The 19,226-nt window shown below is 37.6% G+C and carries 14 protein-coding genes; 5 read left to right on the forward strand and 9 right to left on the reverse strand.

The window, feature by feature from the left end:
• Positions 1–98 precede the first annotated feature (98 nt).
• From V6255_RS02905 to V6255_RS02915, 3 genes are all read right to left on the reverse strand, one after another.
• Positions 99–1,103, reverse strand: coding sequence for a BMP family ABC transporter substrate-binding protein (locus V6255_RS02905; RefSeq protein WP_341626798.1), 1,005 nt, complete (start codon positions 1,101–1,103; stop codon positions 99–101).
• Positions 1,104–1,493: 390 nt separating this feature from the next.
• On the reverse strand, positions 1,494–2,930 hold the full coding sequence (locus V6255_RS02910; RefSeq protein ID WP_341626799.1) for a nucleobase:cation symporter-2 family protein: 1,437 nt from the start codon (positions 2,928–2,930) through the stop codon (positions 1,494–1,496).
• A gap of 297 nt (positions 2,931–3,227) precedes the next feature.
• Entirely contained in the window at positions 3,228–4,673 is a 1,446-nt protein-coding gene (locus tag V6255_RS02915) for an NCS1 family nucleobase:cation symporter-1 (RefSeq protein WP_341626800.1), read from the reverse strand.
• 276 nt (positions 4,674–4,949) lie between these two features.
• Here V6255_RS02915 and V6255_RS02920 point away from each other — a divergent pair, with 276 nt between their 5' ends.
• The 3 genes from V6255_RS02920 (at position 4,950) to puuE (ending at position 7,426) form a co-directional block, all read left to right on the forward strand.
• On the forward strand, positions 4,950–5,621 hold the full coding sequence (locus tag V6255_RS02920) for a GntR family transcriptional regulator (protein WP_341626801.1): 672 nt from the start codon (positions 4,950–4,952) through the stop codon (positions 5,619–5,621).
• A gap of 12 nt (positions 5,622–5,633) precedes the next feature.
• Complete coding sequence (locus tag V6255_RS02925) at positions 5,634–6,377, forward strand: aspartate/glutamate racemase family protein (protein WP_341626802.1); 744 nt, start codon at positions 5,634–5,636, stop codon at positions 6,375–6,377.
• Positions 6,378–6,493: 116 nt separating this feature from the next.
• Positions 6,494–7,426 carry an allantoinase PuuE gene (gene puuE, locus V6255_RS02930; RefSeq protein ID WP_341626803.1) on the forward strand — a complete coding sequence of 311 codons (933 nt, stop codon included), beginning with the start codon at positions 6,494–6,496 and terminating at the stop codon, positions 7,424–7,426.
• A gap of 146 nt (positions 7,427–7,572) precedes the next feature.
• On the opposite strand, the gene V6255_RS02935 is transcribed toward puuE, so the two are convergent.
• From V6255_RS02935 to V6255_RS02960, 6 genes are read right to left on the reverse strand one after another with little or no spacing between them, the layout of a single operon-like run.
• The gene (locus V6255_RS02935; protein WP_341626804.1) at positions 7,573–8,802 is read right to left on the reverse strand and encodes an allantoate amidohydrolase; all 1,230 of its coding nucleotides are present in this window, start codon (positions 8,800–8,802) and stop codon (positions 7,573–7,575) included.
• Between the two features lie 11 nt (positions 8,803–8,813).
• A complete protein-coding gene (locus V6255_RS02940; protein WP_160064302.1) occupies positions 8,814–10,046 on the reverse strand; it encodes a pyridoxal-phosphate-dependent aminotransferase family protein in 1,233 nt (410 codons plus the stop codon).
• Positions 10,036–11,613, reverse strand: coding sequence for a gamma-glutamyltransferase family protein (locus tag V6255_RS02945; protein ID WP_341626805.1), 1,578 nt, complete (start codon positions 11,611–11,613; stop codon positions 10,036–10,038). Before V6255_RS02945 ends, V6255_RS02940 begins: the two co-directional genes overlap by 11 nt.
• A gap of 3 nt (positions 11,614–11,616) precedes the next feature.
• A complete protein-coding gene (locus tag V6255_RS02950) occupies positions 11,617–12,807 on the reverse strand; it encodes an amidase (protein ID WP_341626806.1) in 1,191 nt (396 codons plus the stop codon).
• Positions 12,808–12,858: 51 nt separating this feature from the next.
• Positions 12,859–13,863, reverse strand: a complete 1,005-nt coding sequence (locus tag V6255_RS02955) for a bile acid:sodium symporter family protein (RefSeq protein WP_341626807.1) — start codon at positions 13,861–13,863, stop codon at positions 12,859–12,861.
• Positions 13,864–13,904: 41 nt separating this feature from the next.
• Positions 13,905–14,723 carry a MurR/RpiR family transcriptional regulator gene (locus V6255_RS02960; protein ID WP_341626808.1) on the reverse strand — a complete coding sequence of 273 codons (819 nt, stop codon included), beginning with the start codon at positions 14,721–14,723 and terminating at the stop codon, positions 13,905–13,907.
• Between the two features lie 520 nt (positions 14,724–15,243).
• On the opposite strand from V6255_RS02960, the gene V6255_RS02965 reads away from it, so the two are divergent.
• Together V6255_RS02965 and V6255_RS02970 are read left to right on the forward strand one after the other, a co-directional pair.
• Complete coding sequence (locus V6255_RS02965) at positions 15,244–16,764, forward strand: carbon-nitrogen hydrolase family protein (RefSeq protein ID WP_160064294.1); 1,521 nt, start codon at positions 15,244–15,246, stop codon at positions 16,762–16,764.
• A 983-nt stretch (positions 16,765–17,747) separates the two neighbouring features.
• Positions 17,748–18,803 (forward strand): OmpA family protein, encoded by a 1,056-nt coding sequence (locus V6255_RS02970; RefSeq protein ID WP_341626809.1) that lies wholly within the window; start codon positions 17,748–17,750, stop codon positions 18,801–18,803.
• Positions 18,804–19,226 lie beyond the last annotated feature (423 nt).

Genomic DNA, 19,226 nt, shown 5'->3' on the forward strand with positions numbered 1-19,226 from the left:
TCTCTATGCTGTCCGTTTATAAAGATCGCTAAAAATGCCTACTTGTTAGCAACAAAGAGTTGACTACAAGAAGGCATAATTATTTTTTTCGAGGAGATTTAGTACTTACAAGTATTATCACTCATGTAATCGTGTACTTTGATTTCACCAGAGACTATTTGTGCTTTGATACCAGCAATTTTGCCTTCCATATCAGGTGTAATTAAATCGCGGTTGAACTCGTCTAATGCCCAATCTACGCCATTTTCTTTTAGGCCAAGATTTTGGATACCAGCAGTAAAGTTACCTTTTTCAGCTGCGTTAAATGCATCAACAGTTGCAACGCCAACACGTTTAACCATAGACGTTAACATCACACCTGGGTGAATGTAGTTTTGGTTAGAGTCTACACCAATTGCATATTTACCTTCATCAGCAGCGGCTTGATAAACACCAACGCCTGTTCCGCCAGCGGCTGCAAATACGATATCAGCACCTTTACTAAATTGGCTTTTTGCTAATTCTGAACCACGTGCTGGATCAGACCATGCTGCGTTTGTTGAACCCGTCATGTTTTGGAATACTTCAGCGTCTTGATTAACAAATTTTACGCCTTGCTCATAACCACAAGCGAATCGACGAATCAGTGGAATATCCATACCGCCAACAAAACCAACTTTAGCTGTTTTAGACTTCATTGCAGCCAGTGCACCCACAAGGAATGAACCTTCTTGCTCTTTAAATAGCACTGATTTTACATTCGGTAGGTCAACAACAGCATCAATGATAATGAAGTTGCTATCAGGGTATTTAGCCGCTATTTTTTGTAATGGCGTTGCGTATAAGAAACCCACAACAAGAATTGGGCTGAAACCTTTACGTGCTAGACGCTCAAGACCTTGTTCACGCTGTGCGTCACTTGAAGGTACTAATTCACGTACTTTAGTATCAGACTGCGCCATAAATTTAATAACACCATTTTCAGCGACAGCTTGACCAAATGATTTATCAAATTTACCCGTTGAATCATAAGCAACAGCGGGTTTGAAATCAGCCGCATTGGCAACAAGTGAACAAAGGGCGATTGATACAGCAGCCGCAGTGGTGGTTAATATTTTTTTCATAAATTGTCCTTAATATATATGTATTGTTGGTTGGTAAAAATAATTCACTAACTATTATAACGTCTATCTACTATCAGTTTTCTACAATAAAATGATCTAAAAAGAGTAGTATAAAAATGTTGTCTAAAAAATCATCTGTAAAAGCTATCTAATAAAATACATCCACTAAAATACGCCAAGTTGTAAAGAATACCTAATAGCGATTTAAGTTACTTCCTAAGTTTAATGTCGTTGCATAAATCGCTAAGACAATTATCACACTATCTAAAAATTAATTGAAGAATTACCTTTTTAATACGATAGTTTTTTCAATTAAGCCACATAGCTTATTTTTGATAATGGAAAAAATTGAATTGGTTAATGATATGACCAACTCAAGATATTTATACTCTAGTTTTTGATCCCTTTAGAGATCTCTTCATCAATTGGAAAATCTTGAATGATTGGGTTGTATTGCTCAGGATAATCACCTAAAAACAGTGTCAGTAAAATCACGCTCAAACCACTTGCAGTAATAGGAGAGCCAAAGATACTTTTCACGATAGCACCTAAGTCGCCACCAATATTAACAGAGATTGTATTAACCACTTCAGGGACCAATAATACGCCTAATCCCATACCGAATGACACTGCGAGTGTTAACATGTTTTTTCTGTTTAATTCTACGTGTGTTAGGATTTTTACGCCTGCAATCGCGACCGTAGCGAACATTATTATTGTTGCTCCACCTAATACCGAGTTGGGTACCGCGCGGAATAACGCACCAATGTGCGGGAATAAACCCATGATGATCAATATAGCGCCAATCCAAACACCAATAAAGCGACTCGCAATACCGGTTAATTGAATAACGCCGTTATTTTGGCTGAATGTTGTATTAGGGAACGTATTGAATACACCTGCAATTAATGAGTTCACACCATCACCTAAAATACCTTGTTTAATACGTTTGATGTATGACTTACCTGCGATTGGCTGTTTTGAAACCATACAATTAGCCGTGATATCACCCGATGTTTCAATGGCTGTAATTAAATAAATTAATGCAATAGGAATAAAAGCAGCGATGTCGAACGAAAAACCATATTTAAATGGGATAGGAAGGCTGATTACTGACTCAACATGTGTAATGGCACTAAAGTTAACTTTACCCATCATCATTGCCGCTATCATACCCACAATCATACCAATGATAATCGAAGATAAGCGTATCCATTGATTGCCATATTTATGTGCTGCAATAATGCTGATCATCACTAAGGCACCTAAAAATAGATTATCAAAACTCGCAAAAAGCTCTGGTTTATTGGTTAATAACCACTGCCCGCCAGCTAAGTCAGTAAAACCTACTTTGATTAAACTAATGCCGATAATAGTAATTACCGTTCCCGTTACTACTGGTGTAATAACGCGCTTTAATTTATCAACAAACTGACTCACAAAAATTTCTACAAAAGCACCTAGAACACAAACACCAAAAATTAGTGCTAGGATTTCATCTGGGCCACCGCCATTCGCTTTAGCAATAAAACCTGCTGCTAATACTGAACTTAAAAATGCAAAGCTAGTGCCTTGAACACATATCATGCCTGCACCAATACCCATTGGTCTTTTAGCTTGAATGATAGTACCAACACCTGAAACCATTAATGCCATCGATATTAAATAAGGAATTTCATCACCTAAGCCAAGTACACCACCAATGATAAGTGTTGGTGTGATGACACCAATAAAGCTCGCTAATACATGTTGTATTGCAGCAAAAAATGATTCTTTATTCGATGGATTATCATCGAGTTTATAAATTAACTCAGATTCATCACTCATGTGTATTTCCTTATTTATTCAGTGAAACGATTGCGGCTATTTGTATTATTTTTGCAACGATCGTGCCATTTAATAAAAAACAATAAATAATCATTAAAAACAGTGGTTTATTAATATTTTTAAATTTATTTTAATGATTTTTAGTTTATATTAATTCTTTATTGGTGCAGTAACCGCACTTTAAGTGCGCAATAAAGGAGGGGAGTCGAAAGGAATTTTTAGGAATGTATATCATCGATTAACATGAGTTAATCGATGATATACAAAGGTCTAAATTAAATATTAGGCCAATATAAACTATGATTGTTCAGCTAAGCTTGCACTAACCGAAATAGCTTCGTTTCTCTCTTTTGTCATCAGTACACGGTAAACAAAAGCCGCTGTGAAGCCACCAATAAAGATAGCGTAATTAGCAAGCCCATCAATAAAGAAGGTAGCGTAAACAGCCAGTAATCCAGCAATCAATAAAGCATAAATACTCTTCATATTAAAGCCGTTTTGATACCAGTAAATACCTTTAGGTGATTCCGTATAAAGTGAATCAATATCGATTTTACCTTTCTTAATAAAGTAATAATCCACAATAATAATACCGTATAACGGACCGATCATCGCCGCTAATACATCAACGGTATAGTGAATAACTTCAGGGTTATTAAATAGATTCCAAGGTGTTAACAGTACTGAACCAAAGGCGGCGATGAATCCACCTGCTTTAAAGCTGATTTTTTGCGGTGCTACATTTGAGAAATCAAAAGCAGGAGCTACAAAGTTAGCGACAATATTGATACCAACTGTTGCGAAGATGAACGTAAGTGCACCCAATATAGTAATTAAACCTGAATCGAGGCGTTTTACTGTTTCAACGGGATCGGTGATCATTTCACCAAAGACAGGAATAGATGCAGATACAATTAAAACACTAAATAATGAAAAGATAATAAAGTTGACTGGAAGCCCTAATAAGTTACCCACTTTAAGTTGTTTATAACTAACGCAGTAACGAGAGAAGTCACTGAAGTTAAGTGTCGGACCTGCAAAGTAACCCGCGACTAAACAAGTTGCGATAATCATTTGCGTGATGGCATCCCAACCAATGAGTTTTTGTGAGCTTAGGTTGAAACTAATGTTGTCCCATCCAGCTAGATTAACTAAATAGATGCACAACGCGAACATCGCAATATAGATAGCAGGACCTGACCAATCGATCACCTTACGGATCATATCCATACCAAACATAAATATAATTGCCTGTAGCACCCACATCGAGGTGAAACCTACCCAACCTAAATAAGATAAACCTAAGAATGAAGCATCAGCTAGGCTAGCAGCAGAAGGGAAAAAATAAAGTATTAAAATAATAAACGCACTTGAAGCGAGGTAAGTTTGAATACCGTACCAAACAACAGCAATAAGCCCTCGAATAATCGCGGGTATGTTGGCACCAAATACGCCAAAGGCCATACGAGCAATAATAGGGAAAGGTGCACCACTTTTTTGCCCTGGTTTACCCATTAAGTTAGCAAACAATAGCACGATAGAGATACCGGCTAATAAGCTGATAAAGACTTGGATACCGTTTAAACCTAATGCAAATAAACTCGCGGCAAATACATATCCGCCAACGCTATGCACATCTGACATCCAAAAAGCAAAGATACTATACCACCCCCATTTCTGATCTTTTTCAGGTAATAAATCCTCATTACTAAGGCGTGGACTAATTAATAATTTATCTGACATAACAAACCTCCAATGTTTTATTGTATACAATTTAATTTAGCAATTAATGCGCCAATATTAAAAAATCCTCTAAAATCCGATACTTTTAGGGATCTGCTTATTTTTAATTGTATTTAAAAAGCTATTTACGCACTGTTTTTAAGCATTTAAGATCAATTTGGTGCGCTATCATGCTTGATTTACAAAATGGAGAGGCTAAACTATTTAATAGGATAAAAAATAATTGTATACATTTAAAGGGGATTTATTGTATACAATAAAGGGAAGGAAATAGTAGTGAGTAATAACTTGAGCGATGAAGACATTTACAAAAAGATATTAAAGTCGATTGTTGAACATCAATTGCCCCCAGGCGCTAGATTGCCTGAAGATAAGTTGTCAGAGGCATTTGGTAGAAGTCGCACTAGTATTCGTAAAGTATTACAACGTTTAGCATTGGAACGTATTGTAACGATTGCCCCCAATAAAGGAGCACAGGTTAATCAACCTAGTGAGCAAGAGGCACGAGAAGTGTTAGATAGCCGCATTATGTTAGAGCCATTGCTTATTTCTGAAGTGTTAAAAAGCTGGTCTAAAGCTAATTCAAAGCATTTTCGTCATATGGTTGCTGCTGAAAGAAAAGCAGAAAAAATTGAAGATCAAGCTGCTTTAATTCAACTGACTGCTCAATTTCATTATGAATTGGCACATTTATCAGGTAACTCGGTAATGGCGGATTTTATAGAGCAACTTTGTTATCGCTCTTCATTGATTATTGCTGCTTTCGGAACACGGCATAGCGTGAGTTGTGATTGTGGTGATCACCTTGAGTTAATCGATCTATTAGATAATAACGAAAGTGAAGTAGCACAACAATGGATGAAACGTCATTTAATGCATATTAAGTCTTCTTTGAAATTGAATATAAGCGATGACCAGAAAATTAATTTCCAACAACTGTTTTCCTAAATGGAATAAGCCATGAAAATAAATTTAATCAACCCTAATACCTGTATAGGAATGACTGAAAAAATTGCGAGTTCAGCTAAATCAGTGGCATTAGCAACAACCGACATTATTGCCTCATCTCCAACACATGGGCCAGAAAGTATTGAAAGTGCTTTTGATGAAGTCATTGCTTCTGCCGCACTATTAGATGTGATTCGACAAGGTGAAGAGCAAAAAGTCGATGCACATATTATTGCTTGTTTTGGCGACCCTGCACTTGATGCTGCTAGAGAGATTGCCACCGTACCTGTTATTGGTATTGCTGGTGCAGCTTTCCAGTTAGCCAGTTTAGTTTCCTATCGTTTTGGTATTGTGACGACCATGACACGTACCTTACCCGCCAGTGAACACCTCTTGCAACGTTATGGTTATCAACACTTTTGCAGCGGTGCACGTGCCACTGATATCGCAGTACTTGACCTTGAAGATACAAGCGAGGATATTTATCTTGAGCTTAAAAATGAATGTGAAAAGTCCATCCAAATTGATGGTGCTGAAGCGATTGTATTAGGTTGTGCTGGTATGTCTGATTTAGCCGCAAGGTTGGCAGAGGAGCTACAAGTACCGGTTATCGATGGCGTATCAGCGGCTGTAAAGCTAGCAGAGTCTTTGTATCAGCTTGGTCTTAACACTTGCAAAATAGGCCAATATGGTTTGCCATTAAATAAAGCATTTCATGGTCGTTATCAGCACTGGGGTAGCAGTAAAAAACAATAGTAGTAAATATACAAGTAGTAAAAAATAAAAACCTCTAATCAATAAGAGTTGCTAATCAATAGGGCAGCTAATCAATAAAAACAGACTAATCAAAAAGTAAATAAGGATAGTTAACAATGAATAGTGAAAACCCACGTGATTATATTGGTTATGGTCGCGATAATGTACCCGATGCTAACTGGCCTAATAAAGCAAAAATAGCCGTTCAGTTCGTTCTGAATTATGAAGAGGGTGGTGAGAATTGTGTTTTACATGGTGATGCTCATTCTGAAACATTTCTATCTGAAATAGCCGGTGCAGAAGCTTACCCTGAGCGTCACATGAGTATGGAATCATTGTATGAATATGGTTCTAGAACCGGTGTTTGGCGCATATTAAATGAGTTTAAGTCTCGTGATTTGCCGCTGACTGTTTTTGGTATTGCGACTGCCTTGCAACGTAACCCAGAAGTCACTAAAGCGATTATAGAAGACGGTCATGAGATTGCTTGTCATGGTTTAAAGTGGATTCATTATCAGCATATGCCAATTGAAGAAGAACGTGAACATATGCATCAAGCCTTGGATATTATTGAAGGATTAACTGGTAGTCGCCCATTAGGTTGGTATACCGGCCGTGATTCACCTAATACGCGTTGTTTAGTAGCAGAGCAAAGAGGCATGCTTTATGACTCTGATTATTATGGTGATGACTTACCTTTTTGGACACAAGTGCCTAGCTGTGAAGACGGTGAAGAAACTCGTCCACATCTAGTGATCCCTTATACACTTGATAATAACGATATGCGCTTTTCTTCGCCTTATGGTTTTAGCCATGGCGATGAATTTTTCCAGTATTTAAAAGACAGTTTCGATTGCCTTTATGCAGAAGGAAGTGACAAACCTAAGATGATGTCGATTGGTTTACATTGCCGTGTGATAGGTAAACCAAGTCGTTTTATGGCACTGAAAAAATTCTTAGATTACGTACAATCACATGATGATGTATGGATTGCACGCCGAGATGAGATTGCAAAACATTGGATAGAAAATCACCCTTACTCGGAGTGATCTTTAATTAACACAGCTTTTTATTTGGTGAACTCACATAAAAACGGCGCTTAAATACATTATTTAAGCGCCGTTTTTGTCCGTTTTTTTGAACGTTATTTTAAAAGCTATTTTCAAGCACATTTACTGATTATTGTAATGCTTTTTTATACTGCTAGCTTTCTGATCATGTCTGTTAAACAGTCCAAAGCAATAGCTACATCAGCTTCAATGACTTGTTCTCTTGGGTTATGGCTAATACCTTTTTCACAGCGAACAAATAACATGCCGATATCAGTAATGTTGGTCATTACCATTGCATCATGCCCTGCGCCACTGGATAGAAAACACGGTGTTTTGTGAGTATGCTGCTCAACGACTTCACCCCATTTCTGTTGTAAATCATCACTACATAAAACCGCTTCAGCTTGGTACAGTTTTTCATGCTGTAAAGTTAGTTGACGCGCTTCAGCGATATCGCTTAATTGCTGTAGCAGTAATGTGCAGCAGTTCTCTAATGTTGATTGAGATTGACTACGAATATCCACTGTGAAATGAACTTCACCTGCGATGACATTCACTGCGCCAGGGAAAGCATCACAACGACCAACCGTTGCGACAATTTGATGTTCAAAAGCAAATTGTTCGATGGTACTGATCATTTGCGCGGCACCAGACATCGCATCTCTTCGTAAAGCTAAAGGCACCGTACCAGCATGGCCAGCCATCCCTTTAAGCTTGAATTGATAGCGTTTTGCACCGGCAATACCAGTCACTACGCCTACTGGTAAATCGAGATCTTCTAATACTGGACCTTGCTCAATATGCACTTCTAAATAGGCGAGCGTCTCTTCTTTGGTTTTTTTATCTTGGCCTGCTAACGCGGGATCTAAACCAAAGTCACGCATTGCTTGAGCCATACTAATACCTTGGCTATCTTGTATCGCTAACCAGTCTTGTTGAAAGCAACCTGCAACCGCACTTGATCCAATTAATGTGGTGTTAAAGCGCGTTCCTTCTTCGTCGGCAAAAGCGACAATATCAACATGGAAGGGCAGGTCTTCTCCGACTAATTGAAACATGGCTTCAATCGCTAGTAGTACACCTAGATTACCGTCATATTTACCAGCATTCGCTACGGTATCACTGTGAGAACCGATTAATAGGGTTGGTAATGTTGGCTTCGATGATACTTTTCGTCCCCATTGGTTACCCACGCTATCTTCCCACGTTTGTAGTTCAGCTTGTTGCATCCACTTTTCAATTTGTTGATGTGCTAATTTATGCTCAGGTGTTAAATAAGCGCGAAGTAGACCACCTTCCATTGCCGTGAAAGTAGCGAGGTGATCTGCCCACTGCATAATTTTAGTGGCTGCTTCATTACTATTCTGTGGCATGAATTCTCCTTTTAAACAGTGTAATACTGCATTGCAGTGGTCACTGCTTGACCCGGTTGAATATGTGCTTTGTATTTCAATAAAACAGATTCAAGTGCCGCTAAGGTTGTTAACACACATTCTTGTCGTGCGTTAAAACCCATTGTGCCAATACGCCAAATTTTACCGTGTAATGGGCCGAACGAAGTACCGATTTCAATACCAAAACAAAGTAATAATTCTTCACGCACTTTATCGCCATCGACTTCATCTGGGATATACACGCCAACCACGTTATTCATTTTGTATTGTTGGTTACCGAATAGTTTTAAACCCATTGCTTTTAAACCCATTGCCATTGCGTCGCCAGCTTGTTTATGGCGAGCAATCACATTTTCACTGCCTTCTTCAAGGTAAATACGTGCACATTCACGTGCTGCATATAACATGCTAGTCGCTTCAGTGTGGTGGTTTAAACGCTCTGGGCCCCAGTAATCCATGACCATTGCTAAATCAAAATAGTTAGATTGGATTCTTATATCGGCACCCGCTGTATGATGTTCTGCTTTAATGCCTGCTTCGACATGTTTACGGCGGTTAATCACTTCTGCACATTGATCGCTTAAGCTGATTGGCGCACTACCTGATGGGCCACCTAGACATTTTTGTAATCCAACAGAAACCGCATCTAAGTGCCATTCATCCATTTTTAATTCGTTGCCGGCAATAGACGCTGTTGCATCACAGTAGAATAGAACGCCGTGACGTTGACAAATTTCGCCGATTTCAGCAAGAGGTTGGTTCATGGTGGTTGAAGTATCACCTTGTACCGTTGCTAATAGTTTTGGTTGGAATTCTTTAATCGCTTTTTCTACTAACTCTGGCGGACAAACTTCACCCCATTCGATATCAATGGTTTTAACCACGGCGCCAACACGTTGTGCAATTTCACATAATAAATGACCAAAGCGTCCAATCACTGGGATTAACACTTTATCGCCCGGCTGTAGAATTGAAACTAATACGGCCTCTATGCCTGCACGCGCAGTACCATCAACCAACATAGTTTGTTTATTATTCGTCTCAAGCACACCACGATAAAGTGATTGCACTTGATTCATGTAACCTGTCATCACTGGGTCGTATTGACCGATTAAGGCAGATGAAATCGCTTGATGCACACGTGGATACGCGTTGATTGGGCCTGGTCCCATTAATAGACGAACAGGTGGATTAAGCGTTTCAAATAAAGTATTAGTTGTCATTGTTTTCTCCGAGTAAGCTTTGCCCATCGCTACGTGGGTCGCTAGTTGCAACTACTTTCCCGTATTGATCGAGCATAATGGCACCAGCGTGCCCCATTAATTCATTGTTATCTGTCACTGTGGTGATGTCGTGACCAAGCGCTTGAAGTGTTGCGCCATATTGTTGATAAAGCTGATTTTCTAAACGTAAATTATTGGTGCTGTCACCCCAAGTTCGACCTAATAACCAACGTGGAGAAGCCACTGCATCTGATAAATTCATCCCTTGATAGATATAACGGCTAAATAAGCAGGCTTGAGTTTGTGGTTGTCCTTCGCCACCCATTGAACCGTAAACGAGTCGACGGCCATCATTAAATTCAGCATAGGCAGGGTTTAGGGTATGGAATGGTTTTTTGCCTGCCGCAAGCACATTGTGATGGTTGGCATCTAACGTGAAGCTTTTACCGCGAATGTTCCAAGTAATGCCACTTGTCGGCAGTACAACACCTGAACCAAACTCCCAGTAAATACTTTGTATGAAACTGACCATGGTGCCATATTGATCCGTTGCGCCCATCCACACGGTATCGCCTGGTTTAGCTAAATGTGGCCAAGGTAAGGCTTTTTGAAAAGAGATGTTCGCAGCACACTGTGTAATCACATCGTCGCTTAACCACTCTTGTAATGGTTTTTGTAAATAAGCAGGATCAGTAATTTGTTGGTCACGAATGATAAAGGCTTGTTTACTCGCTTCTACCAATAGATGAATATGTTCAACCTCAGAGGTCACTTGATCCACTAAATGATCATAAATGGCTAAAATTAATAATGAAGCTAAGCCTTGAGTTGGCGCATCTAGGTTATACAAACTGCCCTTTGAAATATCGACGGTCAAGGGGGTTGAGACTGTTGCTTGGTACTGATGAAAATCTTCTAAGGTTAATGGGCTACCTGCTTCAATTAGTTCATCGGCCATTTGTTGCGCTAGTTCACCACGGTAGAAATCATCTAAACCTGCTTTTGCTAAGTGTTTAAAGGTATCTGCTAACGGTTGGTTAGTCAGTTTGTCGTCCACTTTTAATACTTCACCTTGATTCAAAAAACGTTCTGAAAAAGCGCTTAAATGGCTTAAACGAGAGAAGGTTTTGTCACTGGCATCGACTAAACTTTGCGTTATCTCAATACCTTGTTCAGCGGCATCAATAGCGGGTTTAAGTAGTGAATTTAATGTGTGATTACCCGCATTTAAGGTGAGTGCTTGTTGCCAACCTGCAATAGTGCCCGCCATGGTTAATGCTGCATTACCGCCACTTTCTGGTAGCTCATCCGCTTGTTGGCGATAGCTTTCAACATCTATATTCAGTGCCGCTGCGCCACAAGCATCAATCGCGATTGGTTTTTCACCTGCTTTACAAATGAGCCAGAATCCATCACCACCAATACTGTTCATGTGTGGATATTGCACGGTTACCATTGCCGCAGCTGCAACCATTGCTTCACTAGCGGTCCCGCCTGCGTCTAATATTGCTTGCCCAGCTTGCGCTGCTTTGTAATGAGGTGCGGTAAATGAAGTTTGAAATGCCATTTGTTACTCTCCTTGCCATAAGCTAAGACCGGTTTCGATTAAATCTGCTTCTTTATTTGCAATACTCATTAACGAGAAACCACAAGGACCTTCCGTTAGACCTTGCATCGGTAGGTGTAATTGTGGGAAACCTGCTAAACCAGCAATGCTGGTTAATCCCATTAACTGTGAACGATATTCAGCTAATTCATCGCCTGCCATTGTCAGTGCTGGTGGACCTGATGGCGTGGTAGGCAATATCCATAACCCATGCATTTCATTAAATAAGGCGGAGAGTTTTTGTTGGAATGTCTGTTGTTGTGCTTTCGCTTCAACATATTGTTGCTGAGTGATATTACGAGCCCAAATGACGCGTTGCATAATAGAGGGATCTAATGAGTCGCCATGCTCTGTTAACCAAGCATCGTGCCCTTCAATAATTTCAAAGCCTTGGATAGTGCGGAATAATAAGCTTAAGTCATCCAGAGTTTGTTCTGTATCGGCTAATAGGTTACAGCTTAATAATTCGATATTCGCTTCTACACACCAATGCTTCAGCCCACTTAACCTCTGTGGGCTAAGTTGATTTGCTAAGGTGCTGTCAAGGTAAAGTGTTGTCGCTTTTTGCCCTGGCTGTTTTTGCTCTGCCAATACATTAAACACAGTGGATAAAATGGTTAAGTCATGACTAAATATGCCTGCTGTATCAAAACTCTTTGCCAGTTCAAAAGTATTGTCTAAAGCTAATTTCCCAAGTGTCGGGCGCAAACCAAACAAACCACAATAACTCGCCGGAACACGTACCGAACCACCGGTATCAGTACCGATTGAGAAGTCAGCTTCACCGTTAGCAACGGCAACCGCGCTGCCACTTGACGACCCGCCGGGTAAACAACCAGGTGCAAGAGGGTTCACTGGCGTACCGTAATGAATATTTTGACCATTTAAGCTATAGGCTAATTCATCGGTTTGCACTCGCCCTACACAATTAGCACCTTGCGCTAATAGTTTTTTAATTACACTTGCCGTTTGTTGGGCTGGCTCATGGCTTGTTAACCAAGCTGGGTTGCCAGCTCCTGTGGCATAACCTTTCACATCAAATAGGTCTTTAAATACAAATGTTAATTCACTAAGCATACCTTCAGCCGTTGCAGCTAAGTTACTTGGGCCTTGTATGCAATAAACACGAGTGTCTTTAGCGGTTGTTTCATTCATATTTAAAGTTCCTTTTATATAATGTTATTGATATTTAGCGCGTCTAAATGACTAGTTATTTGAAGCCGGGTTCACTTGTTCACTTTGTGCTGCATAGCGGCTAGCTAATATTGCACAATAGAAGATCTGAATTGGGTGATACAACATGATAGGTAACAAGATCATCCCAAGATCTGGGTTACTACCAAAAATAACCGTGGCCATTGGAATACCTGCTGCAAGGGTCTTTTTAGTCGCACAGAAAACAACAGCGACTTCATCAGCTCGTTCAAATTTACTGCGGCGTGCTCCCCATTGAATAAGGTGCACCATACAGAGCAATACAACGATACAAATAACGATGGAGGTAATCAGCATTTCTATTGTGAATGTGCTCCATATACCGTTTGCCACAGAGTCACAAAAAGCGTTATAAACAATTAACAAGATGACGTATTTATCAACTTTACTAACTACTGATTTATGTTTTTGAGCAAATTTCAATAATAACGGACGTGCTAACTGACCAAGAATCATTGGCAATAATAATAATTTTGAAATAGAAATAATCGACGCCATTAAGTCTAGCTCTACACCTTCAAATCCCATAAATGCTTGGATTAACAATGGCGTAATAAAGATACCCAAAATACTTGAAAGCGATGCGTTAAAGATGGCGCCAGGAACATTACCTTTACCGACACTGGTCATCGCCACTGAAGAGGAGATCGTACTTGGTAAAACAAATAGATAACAAAAACCAAACGCTAAAGCCGCTGGCATATAATTTAAGAAAACATCCCCAAAAATAACCCAAAGTAGTGGGTAAGCCACAAAGGTCGCTAGCTGAATATAAATATGCATGCGCCAGTTACTGATACCCGCTTTAATAGCAGAAGGTGATAGGCCTAAACCATGTAAGAAAAATACAATGGCGACGCCAATACCCGTTATTTTATCGAGATGAATTAACCCACCACTTTTTCCAACATCAGCGCTAATAGCAGCTAACGCAATCGCTACGACCATACCCACTAAAAACCATTCTTTTTTAAGCTTACTTATAATATTTATCATCTATTTATTTACTCTTTCGATCAGTTTTATAATTTAATTAACTACTCTAACTCATTGAGTTTTGAGTAATTTACACTTATTTTGCTACTAACTTTAGTGGCGTTTCCTTTTAATGCTTGATAAGTATTATTAACCAAATGAGAAATTAAACTCATTGGGACTGAATAACTATCGAGTGGTGTTTCATTATTCATGTGGCATATCAACAGGTGGCTCGCGCTCGGTGCATATTTTTGCCCTGATTGATCAGTGATCAATAATGTTTTATTACCTTGTAACTGTTCTAGCATGTTAGAAAAATGACTGACTCGTCGACGGATCCCTATCACAATCACAAAATCAGTGTCTTCAATAGCGGCTAAATCCTCCCCGATTGTTTGCCCGGGTAAAGGCAGTAGTTCTACGTTGCCGCGACATTGCATTAACTGCTGTCTAAAATGCATCGCTAGTGGATAACTATTGCGGTAACCAATAATTTTAATGCGCGGTGCGTTAGCGAGGCTATCAATAAGAGGGCCAAGATCTGTACTATTAATTTGCTCTCGTAGAAGTTCTAGCGCTTGAATCTCTTGATGAAAATCACAATTTTCCAATGACTTGGTTAATACCGGTTCACCACTTTCTCGCACTTGTAAGAGTTCATTACGTAATGACAAATGATCTGCATAACCTAAACGGCGAATAAAACGACTAACGCTGGTTTTAGAAACAGAACAAACTTCAGCTATTTCATTGGTTGACATGATCAATATTTTCTCTGGGTTAAGCAGTAAATAGTCAGCTAAACGACGACTATTCGCTGTTAATTCAGAATAATGATGATTAATACGATCGATTAATGAGTGGCTATTGTGTGTCATTTCCCATTCCTTTTCCTTTCACTGTCGGTCCTTTTATCTTTTATATTATTTCAAATAAGTCAGAAAATTTACTGTGCTTCTGTTTCAGGGATAATGCTTTATGTCTTAGCCTATTTCTTATAAGTGATTTAGGTCGATACTTATTAGTCAAAGGTTGATTAGCGTTTGAGATTATATATTTATATAGGTCAAAGTGAAACGATCGAAACTTTATTTGTTATTTTTGCAACGGACGTGCCATATTTTTGATTAGATAAAATTTTATATAAAACAATAGGTTACTTTTTTTTATGAAGTGTTAGATAAATTTTTAACATTATTTTTTCTTTCTTAGTGCAAAACATGCACTGCAAAAGAGCAGTCTATTTAAGTTTTTTCGTGAAGAATCATGATTTGTAGAGAGTTTATGTTTGGTTATATATACCGATAAGACTGTTCTTATTTTTTATATTCTTATTCCCTGTAAACAAATGAAAAACTAAAATATACTCAAACCTTTATACTCACTGTAGGTTTTTTAATGCAAAACATAGAGAATGTAGAATTATCATTTTTAAGTCTTGATGACTATCAAGAACTGAAAGCCGCCATGATTGACGCTTATACTAGTCTTGCTGACCCATACTGGGAAGAGCATCAGATTGAAACCTTGATTAATAAGTTTCCCGAAGGACAAATCGTTATTAAAGTGAATGACCATATTGCTGGTTGCGCGCTGTCTATTCGAGTTGATTATGATGCTTTTGAAGAAGCGCATACTTATAACGAGATTACTGGTAACGATACGTTTAATACACATACTTCCTATGGCGATACGTTATACGGTATTGATGTTTTCATTAAAGCAGAGTTTCGTGGTTTAAGGCTTGGACGACGTCTTTACGATTACCGTAAAGAGTTGTGTGAAAGATTAAATTTAAAAGGCATTACTTTCGGTGGGCGTATTCCAAATTATCATAAATATGCCGATAAAATCTCGCCTAAAGAATACATTGAAAAAGTAAAACGCAAAGAGATCCACGATCCAGTTTTAAACTTTCAAATTTCTAACGACTTTCATCCTGCGAGAATTTTAAAAGGGTACCTTGAAGGTGATAATGGCTCTAATGATTATGCTGTATTACTTAAGTGGAGCAATATTTATTATGAAAAACCAAATAAAGAAACGGTTCCGACTAAGAAGTTAGTGCGTCTTGGCTTAATACAATGGCAAATGCGTTCATATAAAAATCTTGATGAGTTAATGGAACAAGTTGAGTATTTCGTTGATGCTGTTGCAGGTTATCGTTCTGATTTTGCATTATTCCCTGAATTTTTTAATGCGCCATTAATGGCTGAAAATAACCATATCAGTGAACCTCAGGCGATTCGAGAATTAGCGAAACATACAGAAACAATCGTACAGAAATTTACTGATTTGGCGATTAGTTACAATATTAATATTATTACAGGTAGCATGCCTGAAATTGTTGATGATCGACTGTATAACGTTGGTTATTTATGTCGCAGAGATGGCACTAAAGAGCGCTTTGAAAAACTCCATGTAACACCCGATGAAGTTAAAGTGTGGGGAATGGAAGGTGGGACTCAACTTAAAGCCTTTGATACTGACTGTGGAAAAATTGGTGTATTGGTCTGTTATGACTCAGAGTTTCCTGAGTTAAGCCGAATTTTAGCAGATGACGGTATGGATATTTTATTTGTGCCTTTCTTAACAGATACACAAAATGGTTATTCACGTGTAAGAGCTTGTTCACAAGCAAGGGCGATTGAAAACGAGTGTTATGTAGCGATTGCAGGTGGGGTAGGTAACTTACCTAAAGTGCATAATATGGACATACAATATGCACAGTCTGCTGTATTTACACCTTGTGATTTTGCTTTCCCTGCTAATGGCGTTAAAGCTGAAGCAACACCTAATACTGAAATGATATTGATTGCGGATGTCGATCTTTACTTATTAAAAGAGTTGCATCAGTTTGGTAGTGTGAAAAATCTAAAAGATAGACGAACTGATTTATTTGAATTAAGAAAACGTTAGCATTATGTTTGTATGAGGTGATGCTTATGTAAGTATCACCTCATACAAAATAAATGAGTTTATTTACTTTGGTCTCAATCAGCTCATATAAATTAGCTGTCGTTTTAAATTGAAATTAAGATAGCGAGCAATATTTAGGCATTATATTATTTGCTATCATTTATACACCACACCGAATAAAACGTCTTTTTTTGACTATTATTTACATATGTAGATCTTAAATCCGTGTTAATTCCCTGCAAAAACGTTTTTTATAAAAAATAAATTTTATAGCAAAGGCTAACTTACCCCGTATTTTTGGCAAGTTGTACTCGGTAAATTGCTTCCTCTAAAAATAAAGATATTTTTATACTGATTAAATATAAGTATAAATATATTCCTTTATCTCACAAAAAAACTGATATTAATCAATCCAATATCTAACTTTCAATTATTTTTAATTAAATAGTGATCTTATTTAATCTTATTTACGTACTGGCTGTTAGATAATCTTATTGTTCTTTTGTAGCTGTCCTTTTATAGACTTTAATTTTAGTTACTTTAAAAATTCTAAGTAGAGATATAACAAAGTATTATACGTTTATTAAATTTGCTTTATAATAGACCGTTCTTAGAATTTTTATCCTATACTTGGGCATGCTAGTTATTTTATCTATCATTATTTTTATATCACATTAAATAATGAATACTAAAATATTTATACCACTAGTGAGATGTTTTTATGTTTTACTTTGTTTTTAATTTGACTTTAAATTGGTTTATTACTAATTAAGTTTATTAAATACATTGGTAATAAAGGACAGTTTTTTGAAGAACCTTTGGGAAGTGTTTATATTCTTGACCTTGCCAACATTTAATTTGCAAATTAAATATCAGAATGATATTTTTTGCTAAAATTATTATTTTTTATTGTGTTTTTTAAGTGTTTATATATAAAGATAATCACTTTTTTACTCAATTAACTAATCAAATGGAATACCGATATGATGAAACATAAAACCTCACTTCTTGTTAGCACATTATTACTTACTCAGTTTTCTGCAGCTAATGCAGCTCAACCAGATGCTGAAACACTAGTAGGTAATGTTTACGGTGGTTTACACGGAGCTTATTTAGAAGCTGATAGCGATCGTTTAAACACTAGTTCATTTAACCGTGCAGGTGGTTACGGTGCTGAATTAGGTTACCGTCTTTCTGCTCCTGTAGAACTTCGTTTATCTTACTCTCGCTTTGAAGCTGAACTTAAGCGTGGTAGTAACATTCAAGGTATTAATAAATATGGCTTAGATGCACTTTTCTTCCCTACAGAGAAAAACCTTTACCTATTAGGTGGTCTTAACGCTTTAGATTTTAATACTGATACAGAAGCTGCTCTTAATGTTGGTCTTGGTTATCGTCAATACTTCACTGACCAATTTGCAGGTTACGTTGAAGGTAAAGGAAGCTACCAATTTGATGGCAACTACGCAGATGCTATTGCTCAAGTAGGTATTGTTTACTTCTTTGATACTAATGAAAAAGTTGTTCCAGTTAAACCTCAGCCAGTTGCTTATGTTGCACCAGTTGCAATTGATACTGATAAAGATGGCGTTGTTGACGGTAAAGACCAATGTGCGTCTACACCAATGAATGATAAAGTTGATGAAGTAGGTTGTACTATTTTTGAAAAAGAACGTCTTTCTTACCGTTTATTAGTTAACTTTGATAACAACAAAGCTGTTGTAAAATCTGAGTACTACTCTGAACTTGCTAAAGTTTCTGCTTTCCTTAAGCAATACCCACACGTAAACATTACTGTTGATGGTTATACTTCTGCAGTAGGTAAAGCTAGCTACAACCAAAAGCTATCACAAAAGCGTGCTGATGCGATTACTGGTTTACTAACATCTGAATACGGTATTGATGCTTCTCGTCTTACTGCTATTGGCCACGGCGAAACAAACTTACTTGATTCAAGTAACACTGCCGAAGCAAGCAAAATGAATCGTCGTATTGAAATCAATATCGAAGAAACTCGTAAAGTAGCTGTAGAACGTTAATCGTTAATATAGTTTTATAATTCCACACCCCTAATTTGTTAGGGGTGTTTTTCTCTTCAATTCATTATCCAATCAATAAAACTGTTATTTAATAGTTATCTTAAACCCTATTTTTAATGTTGTTTTTGATTTCTTAAACCGTTTCTCACTATCAATATCTGTCTTTATATTTTCTAACTACATAAGGATAATATTATTTTATTTAATTGATTTTTATATTGGCTATACTTCCTAATGATCTAACACTAGAATAAATGATATAAAATAGAGGTTAGATAATTTAAAATATATAATTATTATTAAAACAATTACTTATATAAATATATATCAGTAACGTATATCTGATATCACTTCTGTCTTATACCGTTTTACCCTCCATAATCGATATTATGAATATAAAATTTATGTGTTTAAAAGGATTTT

It is taken from the genome of Psychromonas arctica (genome assembly GCF_038155225.1).
GTDB classification, from domain to species: Bacteria; Pseudomonadota; Gammaproteobacteria; order Enterobacterales; family Psychromonadaceae; genus Psychromonas; species Psychromonas arctica_B.

Bases quoted from the DNA above. Each gene is read 5' to 3' on its own strand.
- V6255_RS02905 (WP_341626798.1), bottom strand. From the start codon at position 1,103: ATGAAAAAAATATTAACCACCACTGCGGCTGCTGTATCAATCGCCCTT.
- V6255_RS02910 (WP_341626799.1), bottom strand. From the start codon at position 2,930: ATGAGTGATGAATCTGAGTTAATTTATAAACTCGATGATAATCCATCG.
- V6255_RS02915 (WP_341626800.1), bottom strand. From the start codon at position 4,673: ATGTCAGATAAATTATTAATTAGTCCACGCCTTAGTAATGAGGATTTA.
- V6255_RS02925 (WP_341626802.1), top strand. From the start codon at position 5,634: ATGAAAATAAATTTAATCAACCCTAATACCTGTATAGGAATGACTGAA.
- puuE (WP_341626803.1), top strand. From the start codon at position 6,494: ATGAATAGTGAAAACCCACGTGATTATATTGGTTATGGTCGCGATAAT.
- V6255_RS02935 (WP_341626804.1), bottom strand. From the start codon at position 8,802: ATGCCACAGAATAGTAATGAAGCAGCCACTAAAATTATGCAGTGGGCA.
- V6255_RS02940 (WP_160064302.1), bottom strand. From the start codon at position 10,046: ATGACAACTAATACTTTATTTGAAACGCTTAATCCACCTGTTCGTCTA.
- V6255_RS02945 (WP_341626805.1), bottom strand. From the start codon at position 11,613: ATGGCATTTCAAACTTCATTTACCGCACCTCATTACAAAGCAGCGCAA.
- V6255_RS02950 (WP_341626806.1), bottom strand. From the start codon at position 12,807: ATGAATGAAACAACCGCTAAAGACACTCGTGTTTATTGCATACAAGGC.
- V6255_RS02955 (WP_341626807.1), bottom strand. From the start codon at position 13,863: ATGATAAATATTATAAGTAAGCTTAAAAAAGAATGGTTTTTAGTGGGT.
- V6255_RS02960 (WP_341626808.1), bottom strand. From the start codon at position 14,723: ATGACACACAATAGCCACTCATTAATCGATCGTATTAATCATCATTAT.
- V6255_RS02965 (WP_160064294.1), top strand. From the start codon at position 15,244: ATGCAAAACATAGAGAATGTAGAATTATCATTTTTAAGTCTTGATGAC.
- V6255_RS02970 (WP_341626809.1), top strand. From the start codon at position 17,748: ATGATGAAACATAAAACCTCACTTCTTGTTAGCACATTATTACTTACT.